The sequence below is a fragment of the Nostoc sp. genome, from assembly GCF_036916985.1.
Taxonomy (GTDB): Bacteria; Cyanobacteriota; Cyanobacteriia; order Cyanobacteriales; family Nostocaceae; genus Nostoc.
On sequence record NZ_JBALFD010000067.1, the window covers coordinates 101,909 to 120,108 of the forward strand.

The following is an 18,200-nucleotide window of genomic DNA, read 5'->3' on the forward strand; positions in this document are numbered from 1 at the left end:
TTTTGATTAAGTTAAGGCAAAGCAAAAGTTGCTAAGGTCTGTTTGGAATTAAACCACAGTAAGAAGTAAAAAGATAATCCCCATAATTAACAATTCAAAATTCAAAATGACGCTCGTGACGCTCGATGACTCGCTCTAAGCGTTGGCGCAGCCTCTCGTAGAGAAGCCATGCCGCAGGCTTTACGCTGCGCTAACAAAATTCAAAATTAAAGAAATTTCAGACGTTCGCGTAGCGTCTCGTAGAGAAGAGAAGTGCCTTGCGCGGGTTCCCCGCGTTGTGGCAACTTCGGGGGATTTAGCGAGAAACGCGGTCTTGGGCTTTGCCCAAGTGGAGCGATTTCTCAAGACAAACCCCGACTGAAATGGGTGCTACATGTAGATGTAGGTTCTTAAACCCTTTAATTTACGATGAATGTAGGGTATTCAAACCATTTTTATTTTTCTTTCTTTTACCTTTTGCCTTGTTCGATGATATTGCAATTAACATGTAAACGATTTAAATATTGGAAGAATAATGAGCGAGAAAGTTACTTCTAGAGAATATAAGGTTCTGCTTAAAAAGGAATTGTTTATTGGTAGTGAGCAAGAACTTTTAGAATCTGCCAAAAACTTTTGGCATGCCTTTTCACAAGCTATTAATAATCTTGTAATTGAGATCAATGGCGATTTAAACCAGATTACAGACCAGCGAACTATCAGATTTTATGATACTGATGATTATATTATCTACAAAAACAATTACATTCTTCGTGAGAGGCTTGATGTTAATAATAATGAGAGGGAAATTACTCTAAAATTTCGCAATCGAGATCGGTATATTGCTCAAGATCGCAATATGAATAGAGGAGAAGCGAAATTTGAGGAAGATATTAAGACTCCTTTTGAAGTATTGTATAGCTTCTCAGATACGCAAATAATCTCTAAAGAGAATAAACTGAACCAAATACAAGATGTTACACAATTATATCCAGATTTGCTAGATAAAGTAAGTCTTTTGAAAGCAGACGAAAAGATCAGAACAATAGGATTAATTATCCGTGAAATAGTAATTAAAGGAGCGAAATTCCAGATTAAAAATCAACCCAGGCTAGACTCTAAGTGTGCTTTGATTATTTGGTATGATAGCAATGATGATCCAAAAAAACCAGTAGCGGTTGAGTTCAGCTTTAAGTATGGGAATGAAAACGAAGTTTATAGTAGAAAAGTGGCTCAAAGGGCTTATGATATATTCCATATATTGCAAGAGATACTAACATATTGGGTAGATTTAGATTCTGATACAAAGACAGCTTACATCTATAAGTTAGAAAAGGCAAAGGTATCCGGTCATTAATATTGAGTAGTGCAGGAATGGTAGAAAAAGTTGTCAATATACTTATAAGTATTATTGCATTCATACATATACTTTTTCTCATAAAATGAAAAGGATACAAGCCCCTAAATTTATTTATGGGGATCATTAATTTTGAATTTTGAATTTTGAATTTTGAATTCGGAGCGAAGCGACGTGACATTTACCCAACTTAAACCACCTAATAGCGATACCGCAGTTACTTTTACTCTGGCGCTGACAGCAGAAGAACGCACCCGCAGTCGTCATCGCTTTGAAACTGAAGATGGTAAGGTTGTGTTTTTACATTTACCCAGAGGAACTGTCTTACACGATGGTGATATTCTGCAAGAAGAAACCCATAGCAATTTAATCAGAATTACTGCCAAACCAGAACTAGTTTTAACTGCCTTTGCCCAAACACCACTTTTATTATTACGGGCAGCATACCATCTGGGAAATCGCCATGTACCTGTAGAAATTACTCCGACTTATTTACGCTTGTCTTCAGATTCGGTTTTACGCACTATGTTGGAACAACTGGGGTTAGAAGTTAAAGAAGAAATCTTACCGTTTCAGCCAGAATTAGGAGCTTATGGACAACACCATCATGCTCGCTGATAGTCATCTTTTGAGTATTTTACAACTGGCTAGCCCCGCTTTACCTGTGGGAGCATATAGTTATTCTGAAGGTTTGGAAATGCTGGTGGAGAATGGTATGATCGCTAACCACACACATCTCAAAGATTGGTTAAAAGCAGAGTTGCTCTACGGGGCAATTCGGTTAGAGGCGGCGGTGATGGTACGATCGCAGCAAGCCGCAAAAATTGCTGATGTTGAGTCCCTATGCCGTTGGAATCTGTGGTTATCCGCCGCTAGAGAAACAGAAGAATTACGCGCCTCTAGTTGGCAGATGGGGCGATCGCTAATCCAATTACTTGGTAAACTAGAACCGCAGATTATACCTATTGCCAATACTGTCGGTAATCCTTGCAATTATGCGATCGCTTTTGGCATTGCCGTTGCCCATTGGCAGATTAATATCAAAGCCGCATTACTGGGATATCTACATAGTTGGGCAAGTAATTTGATTACTGCTGGCGTGAAACTGATTCCCCTGGGACAAACAGCAGGACAGCGGTTATTGCTAGATTTGCAACCATTACTCGGTGCTGCGGCATTGGAAATTCTCGCGTTGGAGGACGATCAACTCGCCTGTTGTAGTTGGGGTTTGTCGCTGGCAAGTATGCAGCATGAAACGCAGTATACAAGGTTGTTTAGGAGTTAGGGCAGAAGAATTTTAGATTTTGGATTTTGGATTGAACAATCTAAAATCTAAAATCTAAGATCCAAAATGGTATGACTTATGAATGCATTTAGAGTGGGAGTTGCTGGCCCGGTGGGTTCGGGGAAGACGGCTTTAGTTGATGGTTTGTGTAAGGGATTGCGTGAGCAGTATCAGATTGCGGTGGTGACAAATGACATTTATACTCAGGAGGATGCTCAGTTTTTAGTGCGTTCTCAGGCGTTGGCAAGCGATCGCATTTTGGGTGTAGAAACTGGTGGTTGTCCTCACACCGCTATCCGCGAAGATGCTTCGATGAATTTGGCGGCAATTGAACAGTTAGAAGAACGTTTTCTCAATTTAGATTTGGTGTTTTTGGAAAGTGGCGGTGATAATTTGGCTGCTACTTTTAGTCCCGAATTGGTGGATTTAACGATTTACGTCATTGATGTTGCAGCAGGTGATAAAATCCCCCGCAAAGGTGGCCCTGGCATTACTAAGTCTGATTTGTTGGTGATTAATAAAACTGATTTAGCGCCTTATGTTGGTGCAGATTTAAATGTGATGGAACGAGATGCTAAAAAAATGCGCGGTGATAAACCTTTTATTTTTACTAATTTGAAAACTCAGTCTGGACTTGCAGATGTAATTAACTTTGTTTGCACAAATATCTGTTAAACAAATGAGAATTTAGAACCAGGGCAAATAGAATTCGCGGCTATACAAACCAAGTCCGCCTGCGCGGACTAAAGAAAAATTGAGTGTTTGAAACCCACGGAGGTGGGTAAAGTCTCATGTAGACGCGGTTTCTAACTTTCTGGGGATTCTATAAAGCCCTCAGATGCCGACTTCGCACGCGTTCAGCACTACCAGTAGGAATCGCAGCAATTAATTTTTGCGTGTATTCCTCTTTGGGTTCTTGGTAAATGCTTTCGGCTGTCCCTTCTTCAACAATTTGACCGCGATTCATCACTAAAATGCGATCGCTCATAAATTTCACTACACTTAAATCGTGAGAAATAAAGATATAAGTCAGCTGAAAGTCTGACTGTAACTCTTTGAGGAGATTTAATACCTGCGCCTGTACAGAAACATCCAGCGCTGAAACTGATTCATCGCAGATGATAAACTTAGGCTTTAACGCCAAAGAACGGGCTATGCAAATCCGTTGGCGTTGACCGCCAGAAAACTGATGCGGATAGCGGTTACCTGCATCTGCACTCAATCCCACCCGTTCTAAAAGTTCCACTACTCGCTGGCGTCGTTGTTGCTTGGTCTTCCCAACGGCGTGAATTACCAAAGGTTCCATCACCGCATCGCCAACCCTCATCCGGGGATCGAGGGAACTAAAAGGATTTTGGAAGACTATTTGCATTTCCCGCCGCAGTTTTTGCAACGGTTCTCCTTTAAGGCTGGTAATATCTTGGTTCTCAAAGATAATCTGACCACTCATCGGCTCAATTAATCGCAGCAAGGTTCTGCCAAGGGTGGTTTTACCACAACCAGATTCTCCCACCAAACCTAGTGTTTCCCCTGGTTTGACATCAAAGGAAACGCCATTAACTGCCATATTGTAGCGTTTTGTCCCACCAAACACCCCGCGCACTGGAAAACCAACTTTCAGGTTGCGGATTTGCAGCAGAGGTTCCTTTTGATTAAAGCTTGCTAATCTTGCAGCAATCTCTTCAGTAGTGACTTCTATGGGTTGTGCGGGTTCTTTCGCCTGAATTACTACTTGTCCCGTTGATGTCTCTTCTGCACTCATGTAATCAGAAACAGTGAGTAATTTTTGGGGACGGCGGTTGAGTGAGGGGCGACAAGCGATCAAACCTTTAGTATATGGATGCTGGGGACTGCTGAAAATTTGCCGAGAAGTACCAGATTCGATGACTTTGCCTCTATACATCACCGCTACTTCGTCAGCAATTTCTGAAATTAGTCCCAAGTCGTGGGTGATGAAAATCATTGCCATGTCACGGCTTTGCTGTAATTCTTGCAACAAGTCCAAAATTGTGGCTTGCACCGTCACATCCAAGGCTGTGGTTGGTTCATCAGCGATTAAGATTAATGGGTTGCAAGAAATTGCCATTGCAATCATCACCCGTTGCAACTGACCCCCAGAAAGTTCATGAGGGTAGCGTTCCAGCATGGCTTCTTTGTGTTCTTTAACCAACTGTGCCAACTTTGATGGTTCTAGTTTCCATGAAGTTTCGGTATACTGTTGTTGGATCTCCTCATCGCTAGGTAAAAGTTTTACCTCTTGTAGACCTGCGATCGCAATTTGTCTTGCTTGGGCTGCTGACACATTTTGATGTCGCACAATCGCTTCTATTAGCTGAAACCCAATATTATAAACCGGATTAAGCGAACTCATCGGTTCTTGAAAAATCATGGCGATATCGCCACCCCGGTGTAACTGCATTTGTTCAGGAGGCAATTTTACCAAATCGATTGCTTTGCCATTCTCCTGCGGACGAAACCAGATTTCACCGCCAGTAACGATACCGGGAGTTTGCAACAAACCCATTACAGCTAGGGCTGTCACCGATTTACCACTCCCCGATTCTCCTACTATTCCTAGAGTTTCACCTCGATGTAGGCTAAAGGAAATACCATCCAAAGCTCTGTTAATGTTGCCATCACCGGGAAATTCAACTTGTAAATTGCGAACCTCTAGGACAGTTTCTCTCATAGGAGTTGGGTATGAATATTAACTTAAAATTATTTGGATTTTAACAATAGTTTTGATGTATGTGTCGGTAAATTTTGTTTTTACACTTTTTGGCAGTTTCTCACATACTTCCACAATATACAAGCATTTGCGATGTAGAACTGCTTGTGATTTCTGCAAATTGCGATCAGCTCATGGTATCCTCTCTTTTGAGAGTTCCAGTCTTTATAGAACACCATTAACCCCAGAAAGTTGCCACCACGAACAAAACAGCCAGGAGAGCAAATCCGTAAATTGCTTAAGGAGCGTCGCCAGTATGCAATGCTAAGTTATGTTTTGGCAGTGGTTGTTCTCATGGGGACAGGACTGTTATTCAGTATCTTCACTACTTCTTTCGTAGGAATGTTGCTCTCGTTAGGTGGATTAGTCGGCTCATACTACCTGTATCGTAATGGGCAACACCTTATGATTGGAGTGGCAACACCTTAAGAAAAATGAACTATGTGGGCAAATATTCGATGATGAGCACCACCATTGCTTACGCTGTAATTGATGGTATTCAAGCTAGGGGAAAAAAAGGAAACTACAGTACAGAGCGTGTCAAATTTAACTCCAATTCTTCAGGTTAAATTTTTGTTACATACTTATAAATTTTCCCACCCACCTACTTATCTCTTGAATCGGGTCAACAATCCAATATTCGGGAATTTCCAAAACAGCATACTCAGAACGTTTGCTGCGATAGTCTGTAGTTTGTGTAGATTCGCTGACGACTTCTACCACTAATATAGGGGGAGTTTCGTTGAGTTCGATTACAGCCTCTCGATTAGAAAGTGCTTCCCATTGCTGTGTTGGTAATACTACTACATCTGGAATTCGTGAGGTGTCCCAGCGTCCCCCTCGTGGCGATCGCACTCCCACAGAAAACTTTTGTGCTGTCCAATTCTGGCCCATTTTGGCACTTTCATCATCAAAGCTTCGTTCTAAAAACTTAGAGATGCCACCGTGCTTGCCAGTGCCAAGGCTCATGGGAATCAATTCTCCATCTACCAATTCATATTGGGTATCCGTGCCATCGTTATACTGAAGATACTCTGCAAAAGTAAATTTTTTTGTGGTTGCAGTCATAGCGATGCCTTCCGTGGGCGTAGCCATCGCAGTTCTCATCGATGACTCAATACAGTTATTCTACTTGTATTACAGGAAATTAATGATGGAACGTTCAAAATTAATTGCTATTCTTACAGGTGCGATTTCGGTGATTTTAGCGATCGCTTACCTCATCGTAGTCCAACTCTTGGACTACCGCGACATGAAACCCGCCCCCATTAGTCAAGTTGACCAAACGCCTGCGATTATTTCTGTTTGTTGGCAGATTGACAAAGTTATCGAAGTGTAAAAGTGTCAAATTACATTTAGTGTCAAATGAAAGCCAGGGCAAATAGAATTCACGGCTACACAAACATAGACGCTTTGCGGCTTCCCGCAGGGTAGTCTGCCTCCGCGGACTAAGGAAAAATGGAGTATTTGAAACCCACGGAGGTGGGTTTTGTCTCGTGTAGACGCGGTTTATAACCGCTTAATCTCAATCTATAAAACTAATGATAACTATTGATTCATCCCTTACTCAATACATAGATAAATATTAATAGCTATTATTAATTAATCAAATGGTTGATTATATAAGAATTAATTAGAGTAATTATCTCAAATTTAATTAGATCAAGTAATTCCATTTTGACAGATATAACGGTAAGCTGTTCCTAACAAAATTAAATAAAGATAAATTTGCATTATCTGCAATCGCTGGTTTAACAGGGATCAACGCTAGTTGATTTAAAACCCCTAACTTTTGATGACAATAATAGAGGTGAGTTAATGGCTCAGTTTCTACTAGAGACTGTTTGGCTAGTTCCGTGCTATGCCTTAATCGGTGGCTTATTAGCCGTGCCTTGGTCGCCGGGAATCATTCGGAAAACGGGGCCAAGACCGGCGGGGTATCTAAACTTGGTGATGACATTTTTGGCGTTTGTGCATAGTGGCATCGCCTTACAAGCAACTTGGAATCACCCAGCCCAAGAAGTATTTATTCCTTGGTTATCTACGGCTGGTTTAAACCTGACAATTGCTTTGGAAATATCCTCAGTGAGTGTTGGGGCTTTGGTTGTAATTACAGGCTTGAATTTGTTGGCGCAGATTTATGCCATCGGTTACATGGAGATGGATTGGGGTTGGGGACGCTTCTATTCTTTATTAGGATTATTTGAAGCGGGACTTTGCGCCCTTGCTTTGTGTAATAACTTGTTCTTCAGCTATGTAATTTTGGAAATCCTGACGCTAGGAACCTATCTACTAGTTGGCTTATGGTTTAGCCAGCCGTTGGTAGTCTCAGGTGCGAGAGATGCTTTCTTAACCAAGCGGGTGGGAGACTTATTCTTGCTGATCGGCGTGTTGGCATTGTGGCCCCTCGCCGGCACTTGGAATTATCCAGAACTAGCCCAGTGGGCGGCTACTGCTAACGTCAACCCGACAACAATGACACTGGTAGGTTTAGCCTTAATTGCTGGGCCGATGGGTAAGTGTGCCCAGTTCCCCCTGCATCTGTGGTTAGATGAAGCGATGGAAGGCCCGGTTCCCAGTACAATTTTGCGGAATTCGGTAGTAGTCGCCAGTGGTGCATGGGTGCTGATTAAATTGCAACCTGTGTTAACCATTTCGCCCGTAGTTTCTTCGGCGATGGTGGGAATTGGAGTCGTGACAGCGTTGGGTGCTTCACTAATAGCGATCGCTCAAATCGATCTGAAACGCTGCCAATCCTATTCTGTCAGTGCATACATGGGTTTAGTATTCATCGCCGTGGGAGTGCAACAATATGAAGCAGCGCTATTGTTAGTACTCACCCATGCCATATCCGCAGCCCTACTGGTGATGAGTACTGGGGGAATTATCTGGAATAGTATCACCCAAGATGTTACCCAATTAGGCGGATTGTGGACACGTCGCCCAATTTCTGCGATCGCCTTTATTGTCGGCAGTTTGGGATTAATTGGTTGTCCACCACTGGGTAGCTTTTGGGCACTGATGGAATTAGCAGATGGGCTGTGGGAAACTCAACCTTGGTTAGTGGGAGTAATAATCGCGGTAAATGCTTTGACAGCCGTGAGTTTGACCAGAGAATTCGCTTTACTTTTTGGCGGTAAAGCTACACAAATGAGTCAGCGATCGCCTGAAGCTCACTGGCCGATGATTCTGCCGATGATGATTCTACTTGGCTTTAATCTACATCTTCCTTTCATCTTGCAAAATTTATCACTTTTACCAGATTGGGCAAGCCTAAATAAAGATGTCGCACTACTTTTAAATTGGTCAAGTATTTTCGGTTGCAGTATCACTGGTGTAATTTATTTCAGCAATATTCCCAAACCAATTCGCCTGCCTTGGAAAGGTTTACAAGACTTAATCGCATACGATTTTTATACCCCCAATATCTATCGAATGACGATTATTTTCAGCGTTGCCAAAATTTCCCAACTTGCCGATATGATTGACCGCTTCGTAGTCGATGGCATCGTTAATTTCGTTGGTTTATTTTCGCTATTAGGTGGCGAGGGTCTTAAATACAGCACCTCTGGACAAACCCAATTTTATGCACTCACCGTTCTTCTAGGAGTGAGCGTTTTAGGAATGTGGGTAACTTGGCCATTTTGGGGAATACACTTTTTAAATTTGGTTTTTCAAATTTCGACAATTGGGTAGCACTAACTATCTTACTCAAAGTTAACAGTTTAATATTGTGAGAATAATTCCATGAGCATACAACATCCCCAAACAAACCTTTCTAGAAGAAGTTTATTCAAATTTGGTGCAGGCGCGATCAGCACAGGTGTATTGACAGCAGGACTTAGCTCAAACTTACTTGCACCCGAAAAAGCCTCAGCAGAAGATGATATTACCCCCGATAAAGCATTGCAAGAGTTATTAGATGGTAACGAAAGATTTGTCAAAACAAAACGTAAAAACCCTCACCAAACCCATTCGCGTTTAGTCGAAGTTGCTAAAGGTCAAAAACCCTTTGCTTCTATTCTCGGTTGTGCAGATTCACGAGTCCCTTCCGAGATTGTCTTTGACCAAGGACTTGGAGATTTATTTGTCTGTCGTGTAGCTGGTAATATTGCCACAACAGAAGAAATAGGTAGCCTAGAATTTGGCAGCTTAGTATTAGGATCTAAAGTCATAGTGGTAGTGGGACATGAAAGATGTGGTGCTGTAGATGCTGCCCTCAAAGGTGCTGAAGTCCCAGGGCAAATTGGAAGTTTACTTGAGGCAATTAAACCCAGTGTAGAAAGCTCAAAAGGACAATCAGGAGATAAGTTAGAAAATGCTTGTAAAGCAAATATTTTGGCACAAGTTCAAAAATTGAAATCATCGCCAGTTTTATCTAAGTTAGTAGAGGAAGAAAAACTGAAGATAGCAGGTGCTTATTACGATTTAGACACTGGCAAAATCAGTATAGTAGCCTAGCATTTTTGTCTTTTGTCTTTGATCATTGCCTAAGAGTATTCATATCAACCCAAAACCCTCATGTAGAGACGGCGATTTATCGCGTCTTCTTCAAAGACCAACAACCCTTAACCCAAACGTATTGAGTCATAAAGGACAAAAAACAAAGAACAAAGGACAAAATTACCATGTTAAGTGTTTTGATTTGGCTCCCAATTTTAGCTGCCGCCCTGATAGCAATATTACCCGTAAGTATCCCGAAAAAACGCATTCGTTTAACAGCATTAATTTTTTCAGGCATAGTTCTCTTCTGGAACCTTTTAATTCTGCTAAAATTTGATATCAGCAATCCAGGAATGCAATTTAAAGAGTATTTGCCCTGGAATGAAACCCTTGGATTGAGCTATCAATTAGGTGTTGATGGACTCTCGATCTTGATGTTGGTGTTAAATAGCCTCCTCACCTGGATTGCTATTTACAGCAGTAGTAAAGAAACTGAACGCCCCCGGCTGTTCTACTCGATGATTTTATTAGTTAGTGGAGGAGTTGCAGGTGCTTTCCTGGCTGAAAACCTGCTGCTATTCTTCCTATTCTACGAACTAGAATTAATCCCCTTCTACTTACTAATTTCCATTTGGGGAGGAACGAAACGGAGTTATGCTGGGATGAAATTCCTGATTTACACTGCTGTTTCGGGAGCATTAATTCTGGCGACATTCTTAGGTATGGTGTGGCTGAGTGGTTCTACCAATTTTGCTTTTGATGCAGTTTCTACAGAAAATCTTTCAACAGCAAAACAAATACTTTTACTCGCGGGAATAGTATTAGGTTTTGGCATTAAAATTCCCTTAATTCCCTTCCATACTTGGCTACCTGATGCTTACGTTGAAGCTTCAGCACCAATTGCCATTCTTCTCGGTGGCGTGTTAGCAAAACTGGGAACTTATGGATTGCTGCGATTTGGGTTGGGTATGTTTCCCCATGCTTGGAGTATTATTGCACCGACTCTCGCAATTTGGGGAGCAATTAGCGCCATCTATGGGGCAGTAATTGCGATCGCTCAAAAAGACATCAAGCGCATGGTAGCATACAGTTCTGTTGGTCACATGGGCTATATCTTGCTAGCTGGTGCTGCTAGTACTCCCTTAGCACTGGTTGGTGCAGTCGCCCAAATGTTTAGCCACGGCATCATTTTAGCCATCCTCTTCCACTTAGTAGGAGTTGTAGAAGCCAAAGTTGGTACACGCGAGTTAGATAAACTCAATGGTTTAATGAGTCCCATACGCGGTTTACCTCTAATTAGCGCTTTACTAGTTTTAAGTGGGATGGCTAGCGCAGGTATTCCCGGTTTAACAGGATTCATTGCTGAATTTATCGTCTTTCAAGGTAGTTTCTCTATCTTTCCCATCCCGACAATTTTGTGTGTAGTTGCTAGTGGATTAACAGCAGTTTATTTTGTCATCCTTCTTAACCGCACCTGTTTTGGCAGACTCGATAACTTAGCCTACTATCCCAAAGTCCTTTGGTCTGAGAAAATTCCAGCTTTAATTTTGGCATCTTTTATCATCTTTTTAGGAGTACAACCCACATGGTTAGTCCGTTGGAGTGAATCTACAACTACAACAATGGTGGCTGCAATTCCCTCCTTAGAAAAAACCGTAATCTCTGAAGTAGCGCTGAAGTAATAAATAAGAGAGTTACGCATCGATAAAGGAGGAAGGATGAATGTGACATTAATTCCCAGTGGTCTTGTTCTATTTCGCTTTTTGATATCTCCATTCCTCCTGTTAGATGCTTTGGATGGCAAAACTAGTGTTTGGTTCATCGTCGGTTTTGTTGCAGCCTTCCTCTCAGATATTTTTGATGGCATAATTGCGCGACGACTAAATGTCAGCAGTGCCCAACTGCGCCAAGCTGACAGTTGGGCTGATGTCTGCTTTTTTAGTTGTATTTTCGTAAGTGCGTGGATAGTTTATCAAGATATTCTCGTTACTTATAGCGTACCTTTGCTAATGATTGTTTTTGCTCAATTGTTGTGGTGGGTGGTGAATTTAGTGAAATATGGTAAACCCGCTAGCTACCACACCTACTCAGCAAAATTTTGGGGAATCACTCTTTTTATTGCCATTATTGCCCTTTTTGGCTTTGATTACGCTGGAGTTACCTTATGGCTGACTTGTATTGCTGGCACAATTCACAGCATCGAAGAAATTGCCATGACGCTAATATTACCAGTTTGGACACATGATGTTTTGAGCATTTTTCATGCCCGGAATATTCGTCAATAATTACTAACACCAATTACCAAATAACATGACAGCAATTAAAACAGCAATTAAATTACCTCCTTCTAATCACGAATTTGCCGAAGTAATTCACCGTTTAGAAGCAGGCGGCGCAATGTTACCCGATACCCCAGAAAATTTAATGCAAATCATCGGTTTGTATAAAGCTTATGCTGTACCGATGGATTTTTACTGGCGTGACCTACTTTATATTGCCGAACGCGAATTTTTAAACCCGTTACCATTCTTTAAATACTTCTTGCCCAAAGAGTATTTAGAACTGCATAATCATTACGCTGGTGATGATGCCGATTTACGAATTTGGCGCGGCGAAGCTACTGCACATCCCGAACTTTTGGCATTTATTGAGAAGGGTGAAACTTTCAAAATGCCAAAGTTGTTGCATCACTTGTTCCACGATCGCATTAACATGGAATTTGCAGAAGCTTGTATGCGGGCGATGTTGTGGCACAGAGGGATGGGTGGACAATTTGACCCTTACCTAGATTCAGACGAATACAAAGCCAACGCCGACAGGGCAATTAAAGCTTACTTCCAAGGGAACCCTGTCATGCTGGGACTTTACAAGCTGTTCCCAGATATGTTTTTGGAACAGTGCCGCCAGATGTCATACTACGCTAATCTGGGCTTGTTCTGGGAAATCATGGCCCCAGTATTCTTTGAAATGTCCGACCGCTATGACGAAGGTACGATTAGCAGTGTCCCAGAGGCGATGAGCTTCATAGTTAATGGTATATTTGCGATCGCAGGTCGTCCGATTTACCATCACGTTTATATTCGTGGCGAATGCTACGAAATTGTCCCTAAATCCAAGGGTTTTATGTGGCTATATGAAGCCGCATTACCTTATGTCGAAGCAGTTTTCTACCGCACCGCACCCTTCCGAGGGACAAAATCTTATAATGCTCAAGCACGTCAAGTACCAGAAGACCAGAAAGACTTTCACTATGGTATTCTTTACGCTGATGTATTTCCAGTAGGTACTGCTGGCATTCCTCCCACATTATTAATGCAAGATATGTTGCATTTTTTGCCACCATATCTTGTTGATTACTACAGCCAACATTGCCGGGGTGAAGAAGATATGTTGATTCAGTTGGGAGTTAGTTTTCAACGGTCGATGTACTGTGTCACTTCTGCGGTAATTCAAGCCTTGCGAACGGCACTTTTATATCCTTTAGATGACCAAAATCCCAAACATTTGCAAGCCAATCGAGATTTTTTTGAAATGCAGTTAAATCGCTTTACTCGACCTGAGTATAACATTCGTGATGCTGCTCGTTTAGGGAGTATTCAAAGTCAAGATTATAGATAATTGTTTCCCGACAACGCGTGAGGTACACCCGTAGGGGTACGGCATTGCCCATTGGTGTCAACTTAAGCTAAAACTCCTTTAAAACCTCGTTTCCAGCCGGAGGCTGGAAATGCTGCTCAAAAGCGACTCTGCCGCCAGGAAGAGAGGCGGAGCCTCAAAGACGGGCATTCCCAGTCTCCGACTGGGAACGAGGCAATTTAAAAGCAAGTTTAGAACTAGCTTTCACATTAAGTTGACACCTATGGGCATTGCCCATTGGTGTCCAATACTTGTCGCTTAAGGGGAAAAGGGGAAGGCGAAAGGGAAAAGAAAAAACCTTTAACCTTTAACCTTTTCCCCAAACCCAATTCCGAGTTAAAAATGCTTAACCGAACAGTATTGCATTGGTGTCAATTTAAGCTGGAAATAGCTTATCTGTTGGCTTCCATGCCCGCCCGGAAATTTATTTCCGGGCTAACAGCTTAAGTCTACTGAAGTAGACTGGAGATTTTTGACGATATTTAGTCATCTTCAGATGACTTTAGCTATGAGACGGGAATTTCAATTCCCGGCGGACAAGCGGTTTCACGTTAAGTTGACACCTATGGGCATTGCCGTGCCCCTACTCGCGATGAATATCGTACCGCATCTGAAAATTGTTCTCCCCTTCCCCTTTTTCCCTTAACCGACAAGTATTGGAATCCATTCTGACTCCTGACACCTGAATCCTGTTTCGATAAAAAGTGAGATTTTTTTTAATCAATCAAATAACCCTAGAAATCAAACATCACTTTGTCATACTGAAAAGAGTACTCCATTAAATAAAGCTCTCATTACTAATAAAAATAGAGCGAATATTGAAGAAAAATGCAAAATTCACAATCAAATGTAATTCAATTCTGTTAGCGCAACGAGGCGTAGACCATTCTGGTTCCTGACACCTGAATTATTTCTGATAACTTTCTAAAATCGTCAAATCATATAGACAGTTTTTATACACCCTAATCACTTGCTGCTCTCTGAAATTAGAGACACCACTTATGAGCATCGCCCTAAAACCGAAGGAACTAAAGCCTAAAGAACTAAAGCCGAATGGACTGAGTAAGCTAAAAGCAAATAAATGGCTACTTGGTTTACTGATATTGATTTCCATGATTGGCGTTGGCTATCTCACTTATTACCAACTGATTGTAGTGCCTCAACAGCAAGCAAAGCTGAAGATTCAAACGGCTTTAGTTAAGCGGGGCAATCTCACGATCGCGGTTTCTGCAAATGGAACTGTGGAACCCGAACGTTCAGTTAATGTAAGCCCCAAAACGTCAGGGATTCTGAAGCAACTACTGGTTAAAGAAGGCGATTCTGTAAAACTTGGGCAGGTGCTTGCTTACATGGATGCCTCGAATCTTCAGGGGCAATTACGGCAGGCTCAAGGAAATCTGGCGGCGGCTGAAGCAAATGTGCAAAAATTACTCAATGGGAATCGCACTCAAGATATCGCCACAGCAAAGGCACAACTGGCTGAACAAGACGCAAATCTCCAAAAATTACTGAATGGAAATCGACTTCAGGAAGTTGCCCAAGCCCAAGCCCAGTTAAGAGATGCTCAATATGCCCTGCTTCAAGCTAACGATGATCTTAAAAGAAATCAAGAACTCTATAACTCAGGTGCGATCGCTCTCCAAAGTCTGAATACCTTCCGTACTAGCCGCGATCGCGCCCAGACTCAAGTAAAGCAAACACAAGCAGCTGCTTCATTGATGCGATCGGGAACTCGGCCAGAAGAGATTACTCAAGCCGAGGCAGTCGTCAAACAGAAACAGGAGGCTCTAGCGCTCTCCCAAGCAGGATCACGACCGGAGGACATTCAGCAAGCCCGCGCCCAAGTTGCGGCGGCGGGCGGAGCCGTGCAAATTATCGAGACAGATATCAATGATATGGTGATCCGCGCCCCCTTTAGTGGGATTATCGCCCGGAAATTTGCCGATCCTGGCTCATTTGTCACGCCTACCACGGCGGGTAGTTCCGTTTCTTCTGCTTCATCATCTTCCATCTTGGCTCTCGCATCCACGAATCAGATTGTTGCCCAGGTTGCAGAAGCGAACATTGCCCAAATTCGCATGGGTCTAGTTGCGACAATTCAGGCAGATGCCTATCCGGGGAAAACTTTTACCGGACAGGTGACGCAAATTGCCACTCAGTCAGATGTTGTGCAAAACGTTACCAGCTTTGAGGTGAAGACATCAGTGCCAGATCCCCAAGGTTTGCTGCGATCGGGGATGAATGTCACTGTGGACTTTAAAGCTGGAGAGTTAAAAAATGTGCTGGTGGTACCGACTGGGGCGATCGTTCAACAAAACAATTCTCAGGGCGTATTTGTGGCCAAGGACAAAGGCGATTCAGTCTTTGTGCCGATTGTAGTTGGGACAACGGTGAATGACAAAACCGAGGTAAAGTCTGGCTTAACTGGAAACGAACACGTCTTACTCAGCTTTCCACCTGGAACCCGCAAGATTTCTACATCTAATGGCAGACGTTCATAATAATTCGTAATTCGTAATTACGAATTATTTAAGAACCATAATGAAAAAACTTACTAATTTACAAACAACAAATCGTCCGCGCCGTCCACGAAAGGGCAAAATCTCTTTCGGTGAAGTTCTGATCATGTCAGTCGAAACGCTTTTGGGCAACAAACTGCGGACAGGTTTGACTATGTTGGGCGTGATTATTGGCATCTCCTCGGTGATTGCGATTACCGCCGTGGGACAGGGTGTGCAGAAGTCAACGGAGTTGCAAATCCAAGCTCTGGGAACCAACGTGATGGTAGTCTCGGCGGGGGCAGCCAGAACAGGCGGCATCAGTCTAGGGGCGGGTTCAGCCAGTACACTGACGTGGGAAGATGCTAAGGCGATCGCTAAACAAGTCCCAGCCGCTAAATCGGTTTCAGCATTCTTACAACGCGGTTCAATTCAGGTCGTTCGGGGCAATACCAACATTGCCACCACCCTTTTAGGCACGGATTTAAACTACCCAAGCATCAAAAATATTCATCCCCAAACGGGACTCTTTTTTAGTCAAGGGGATTTGGATGCTGGCCGCCCTGTGGCGTTTCTCGGTTCCACAGTGCTAGATGAATTATTTAACACAAATGAATCCGTGATTGGGGCTGATTTACGGATTCGGGGCAAGCGCTACACCGTGGTAGGGGTAGCAGAATCCAAGGGAACTTCGGGTGGACAGGATCTTGACGATGTGATTTATATCCCCTTAACCAATATGTCTGCCCAAATTGTGGGCAATAACGCCTTAACGGGTGTGGCAATTAATGGATTTTGGTTAGAAGCGCCTGACGGCGATCAACTGAACTCGGCTCAATTTCAGGTGACAAATATTCTGCGTTTACGGCATGGCATTCATGCGTCAGCCGTCGATGATTTTCGGATTACCAATCTAGTTGATATTATCAGCACTTTCAGCAGCGTCATGGGTTCCTTTACCTTGATGGTGGGTGCGATCGCAGGTATTTCTCTGATTGTCGGCGGCATTGGCATTGCCAACATCATGCTAGTTTCGGTGATGGAACGAACGCGAGAAATCGGCATTCGCAAAGCTGTGGGTGCAACCGGCACAGATATTTTAAGGCAGTTTTTGACCGAAGCGATCGTCATCTCCACAGTTGGCGGTGTGATTGGCGTGGGATTGGGCATTGGGTTCGCATTTGCGGCTGCAACTGTGTTTAAATTTCCGTTTATTGTGCCGTTATGGTCAATTGGGACAGGGTTTAGCCTTTCGTTCGTCGTTGGTATTCTGGCAGGCGGCATCCCAGCGCGTAATGCTGCCAAATTAGATCCGATTTCAGCACTACACAATGAGTAATCACTATGGCAAACATGATTTTAATGGAGGGCATCACAAAAACCTATCACTTGGGAGAATTAGATGTCCCCGTTCTGAAGGAAATTGATCTATCGATTGAAGATGGGGAATATGTGGCGATTATGGGGGCTTCGGGTTCAGGTAAATCAACACTGATGAACATCATCGGCTGTCTGGATCGTCCTACGAGTGGACAATATATCTTAGACGGTAGAGATTTGACAACCCTGGATGATGATGAACTTGCAGATATCCGCAATCAATATATTGGTTTCGTGTTTCAACAATTCAATTTGTTGCCTCGGTTGACGGCACTAGAGAACGTCATGCTGCCGATGATTTATGCTGATGTATCCCGATCAGAACGAATACAATCCGCGACTGTAGCCTTAGAAAAGATTGGATTAGGCGATCGCTTAACAAACCGCCCTAGCCAACTTTCGGGAGGACAGCAACAGCGAGTAGCGATCGCACGGGCGCTGGTGAATCATCCTGCCTTAGTGTTGGCAGATGAACCAACAGGGGCGTTAGATTCCAAAACTTCTCACGAGATTATGAATTTGCTAACGGAATTAAATCAACAGGGAACTACGATCGCAATTGTTACCCATGATGCAACGGTAGCAGATCAGACAAAGCGGGTGATTCAAATGCAGGATGGGGTGATTGTTGAGAGAGCGATCGCGGCTTTGAGTTAAACGCATGGAAATGGCGATGTGTAGCCTTTAGCAGGCATCGCATTTGCTATTTCGGAGACAGCATTTGCTATTTCGGAGACAGCATTTGCTATTTCGGAGACTACATTTGCTATTTCGGAGACTACATTTGCTATTTCGGAGACAGCATTTGCTATTTCGGAGACAGCATTTGCTATTTCGGAGACAGCATTTGCTATTTCGGAGACAGCATTTGCTATTTCGGAGACAGCATTTGCTATT

Annotated in this window: 17 protein-coding genes; 14 read left to right on the plus strand and 3 right to left on the minus strand. The window is 42.9% G+C overall.

From position 1 onward, the window contains the following. The first annotated feature begins 514 nt into the window (after window positions 1–514). The 4 genes from V7L07_RS22990 to ureG all read left to right on the plus strand — a co-directional run bounded on the left by V7L07_RS22990 (window position 515) and on the right by ureG (window position 3,293). Window positions 515–1,333, plus strand: a complete 819-nt coding sequence (locus V7L07_RS22990) for a hypothetical protein (RefSeq protein WP_335061176.1) — start codon at window positions 515–517, stop codon at window positions 1,331–1,333. Between the two features lie 174 nt (window positions 1,334–1,507). Continuing rightward, the gene (gene ureE, locus V7L07_RS22995) at window positions 1,508–1,951 is read left to right on the plus strand and encodes an urease accessory protein UreE (RefSeq protein WP_335061177.1); all 444 of its coding nucleotides are present in this window, start codon (window positions 1,508–1,510) and stop codon (window positions 1,949–1,951) included. Further along, the gene (locus V7L07_RS23000) at window positions 1,926–2,618 is read left to right on the plus strand and encodes an urease accessory protein UreF (RefSeq protein WP_335061178.1); all 693 of its coding nucleotides are present in this window, start codon (window positions 1,926–1,928) and stop codon (window positions 2,616–2,618) included. Before ureE ends, V7L07_RS23000 begins: the two co-directional genes overlap by 26 nt. A gap of 78 nt (window positions 2,619–2,696) precedes the next feature. Next, a complete protein-coding gene (gene ureG, locus V7L07_RS23005) occupies window positions 2,697–3,293 on the plus strand; it encodes an urease accessory protein UreG (RefSeq protein WP_334705728.1) in 597 nt (198 codons plus the stop codon). Window positions 3,294–3,441: 148 nt separating this feature from the next. Here the strand turns inward: ureG and V7L07_RS23010 are convergent, their stop codons facing one another. Further along, a complete protein-coding gene (locus tag V7L07_RS23010; RefSeq protein WP_335061179.1) occupies window positions 3,442–5,307 on the minus strand; it encodes an ABC transporter ATP-binding protein in 1,866 nt (621 codons plus the stop codon). A gap of 231 nt (window positions 5,308–5,538) precedes the next feature. Between V7L07_RS23010 and V7L07_RS23015 the strand changes: the two genes are divergently transcribed. After that, window positions 5,539–5,775, plus strand: a complete 237-nt coding sequence (locus V7L07_RS23015) for a hypothetical protein (protein ID WP_335061180.1) — start codon at window positions 5,539–5,541, stop codon at window positions 5,773–5,775. Window positions 5,776–5,922: 147 nt separating this feature from the next. Here V7L07_RS23015 and V7L07_RS23020 read toward each other — a convergent pair whose 3' ends face one another. After that, window positions 5,923–6,414 carry a Uma2 family endonuclease gene (locus V7L07_RS23020; protein ID WP_335061181.1) on the minus strand — a complete coding sequence of 164 codons (492 nt, stop codon included), beginning with the start codon at window positions 6,412–6,414 and terminating at the stop codon, window positions 5,923–5,925. An 85-nt stretch (window positions 6,415–6,499) separates the two neighbouring features. Between V7L07_RS23020 and V7L07_RS23025 the strand changes: the two genes are divergently transcribed. The 9 genes from V7L07_RS23025 (at window position 6,500) to V7L07_RS23065 (ending at window position 17,960) form a co-directional block, all read left to right on the plus strand. Next, a complete protein-coding gene (locus V7L07_RS23025) occupies window positions 6,500–6,685 on the plus strand; it encodes a hypothetical protein (protein ID WP_335061192.1) in 186 nt (61 codons plus the stop codon). 479 nt (window positions 6,686–7,164) lie between these two features. After that, the gene (locus V7L07_RS23030; RefSeq protein ID WP_335061182.1) at window positions 7,165–9,042 is read left to right on the plus strand and encodes an NAD(P)H-quinone oxidoreductase subunit F; all 1,878 of its coding nucleotides are present in this window, start codon (window positions 7,165–7,167) and stop codon (window positions 9,040–9,042) included. A 51-nt stretch (window positions 9,043–9,093) separates the two neighbouring features. Further along, window positions 9,094–9,807: a carbonic anhydrase gene (locus V7L07_RS23035; protein WP_335061183.1), complete on the plus strand. Its 714-nt coding sequence runs from the start codon at window positions 9,094–9,096 to the stop codon at window positions 9,805–9,807. Between the two features lie 167 nt (window positions 9,808–9,974). Further along, window positions 9,975–11,471, plus strand: coding sequence for an NADH-quinone oxidoreductase subunit M (locus V7L07_RS23040; RefSeq protein WP_335061184.1), 1,497 nt, complete (start codon window positions 9,975–9,977; stop codon window positions 11,469–11,471). A gap of 36 nt (window positions 11,472–11,507) precedes the next feature. Further along, complete coding sequence (locus V7L07_RS23045; protein ID WP_335061185.1) at window positions 11,508–12,074, plus strand: CDP-alcohol phosphatidyltransferase family protein; 567 nt, start codon at window positions 11,508–11,510, stop codon at window positions 12,072–12,074. Between the two features lie 25 nt (window positions 12,075–12,099). Continuing rightward, window positions 12,100–13,407, plus strand: coding sequence for a CO2 hydration protein (locus V7L07_RS23050; RefSeq protein WP_335061186.1), 1,308 nt, complete (start codon window positions 12,100–12,102; stop codon window positions 13,405–13,407). Window positions 13,408–14,426: 1,019 nt separating this feature from the next. Beyond that, window positions 14,427–15,926 carry an efflux RND transporter periplasmic adaptor subunit gene (locus V7L07_RS23055; RefSeq protein ID WP_335061187.1) on the plus strand — a complete coding sequence of 500 codons (1,500 nt, stop codon included), beginning with the start codon at window positions 14,427–14,429 and terminating at the stop codon, window positions 15,924–15,926. 40 nt (window positions 15,927–15,966) lie between these two features. Beyond that, window positions 15,967–17,262, plus strand: coding sequence for an ABC transporter permease (locus tag V7L07_RS23060; protein ID WP_335061188.1), 1,296 nt, complete (start codon window positions 15,967–15,969; stop codon window positions 17,260–17,262). Between the two features lie 5 nt (window positions 17,263–17,267). After that, entirely contained in the window at window positions 17,268–17,960 is a 693-nt protein-coding gene (locus V7L07_RS23065) for an ABC transporter ATP-binding protein (protein ID WP_335061189.1), read from the plus strand. On the opposite strand, the gene V7L07_RS23070 is transcribed toward V7L07_RS23065, so the two are convergent. Next, window positions 17,957–18,200, minus strand: a 244-nt coding sequence (locus tag V7L07_RS23070) for a hypothetical protein (RefSeq protein WP_335061190.1), incomplete at its 5' end; no start/stop codon positions are given. The two genes, V7L07_RS23065 and V7L07_RS23070, sit on opposite strands and share 4 nt — an antisense overlap.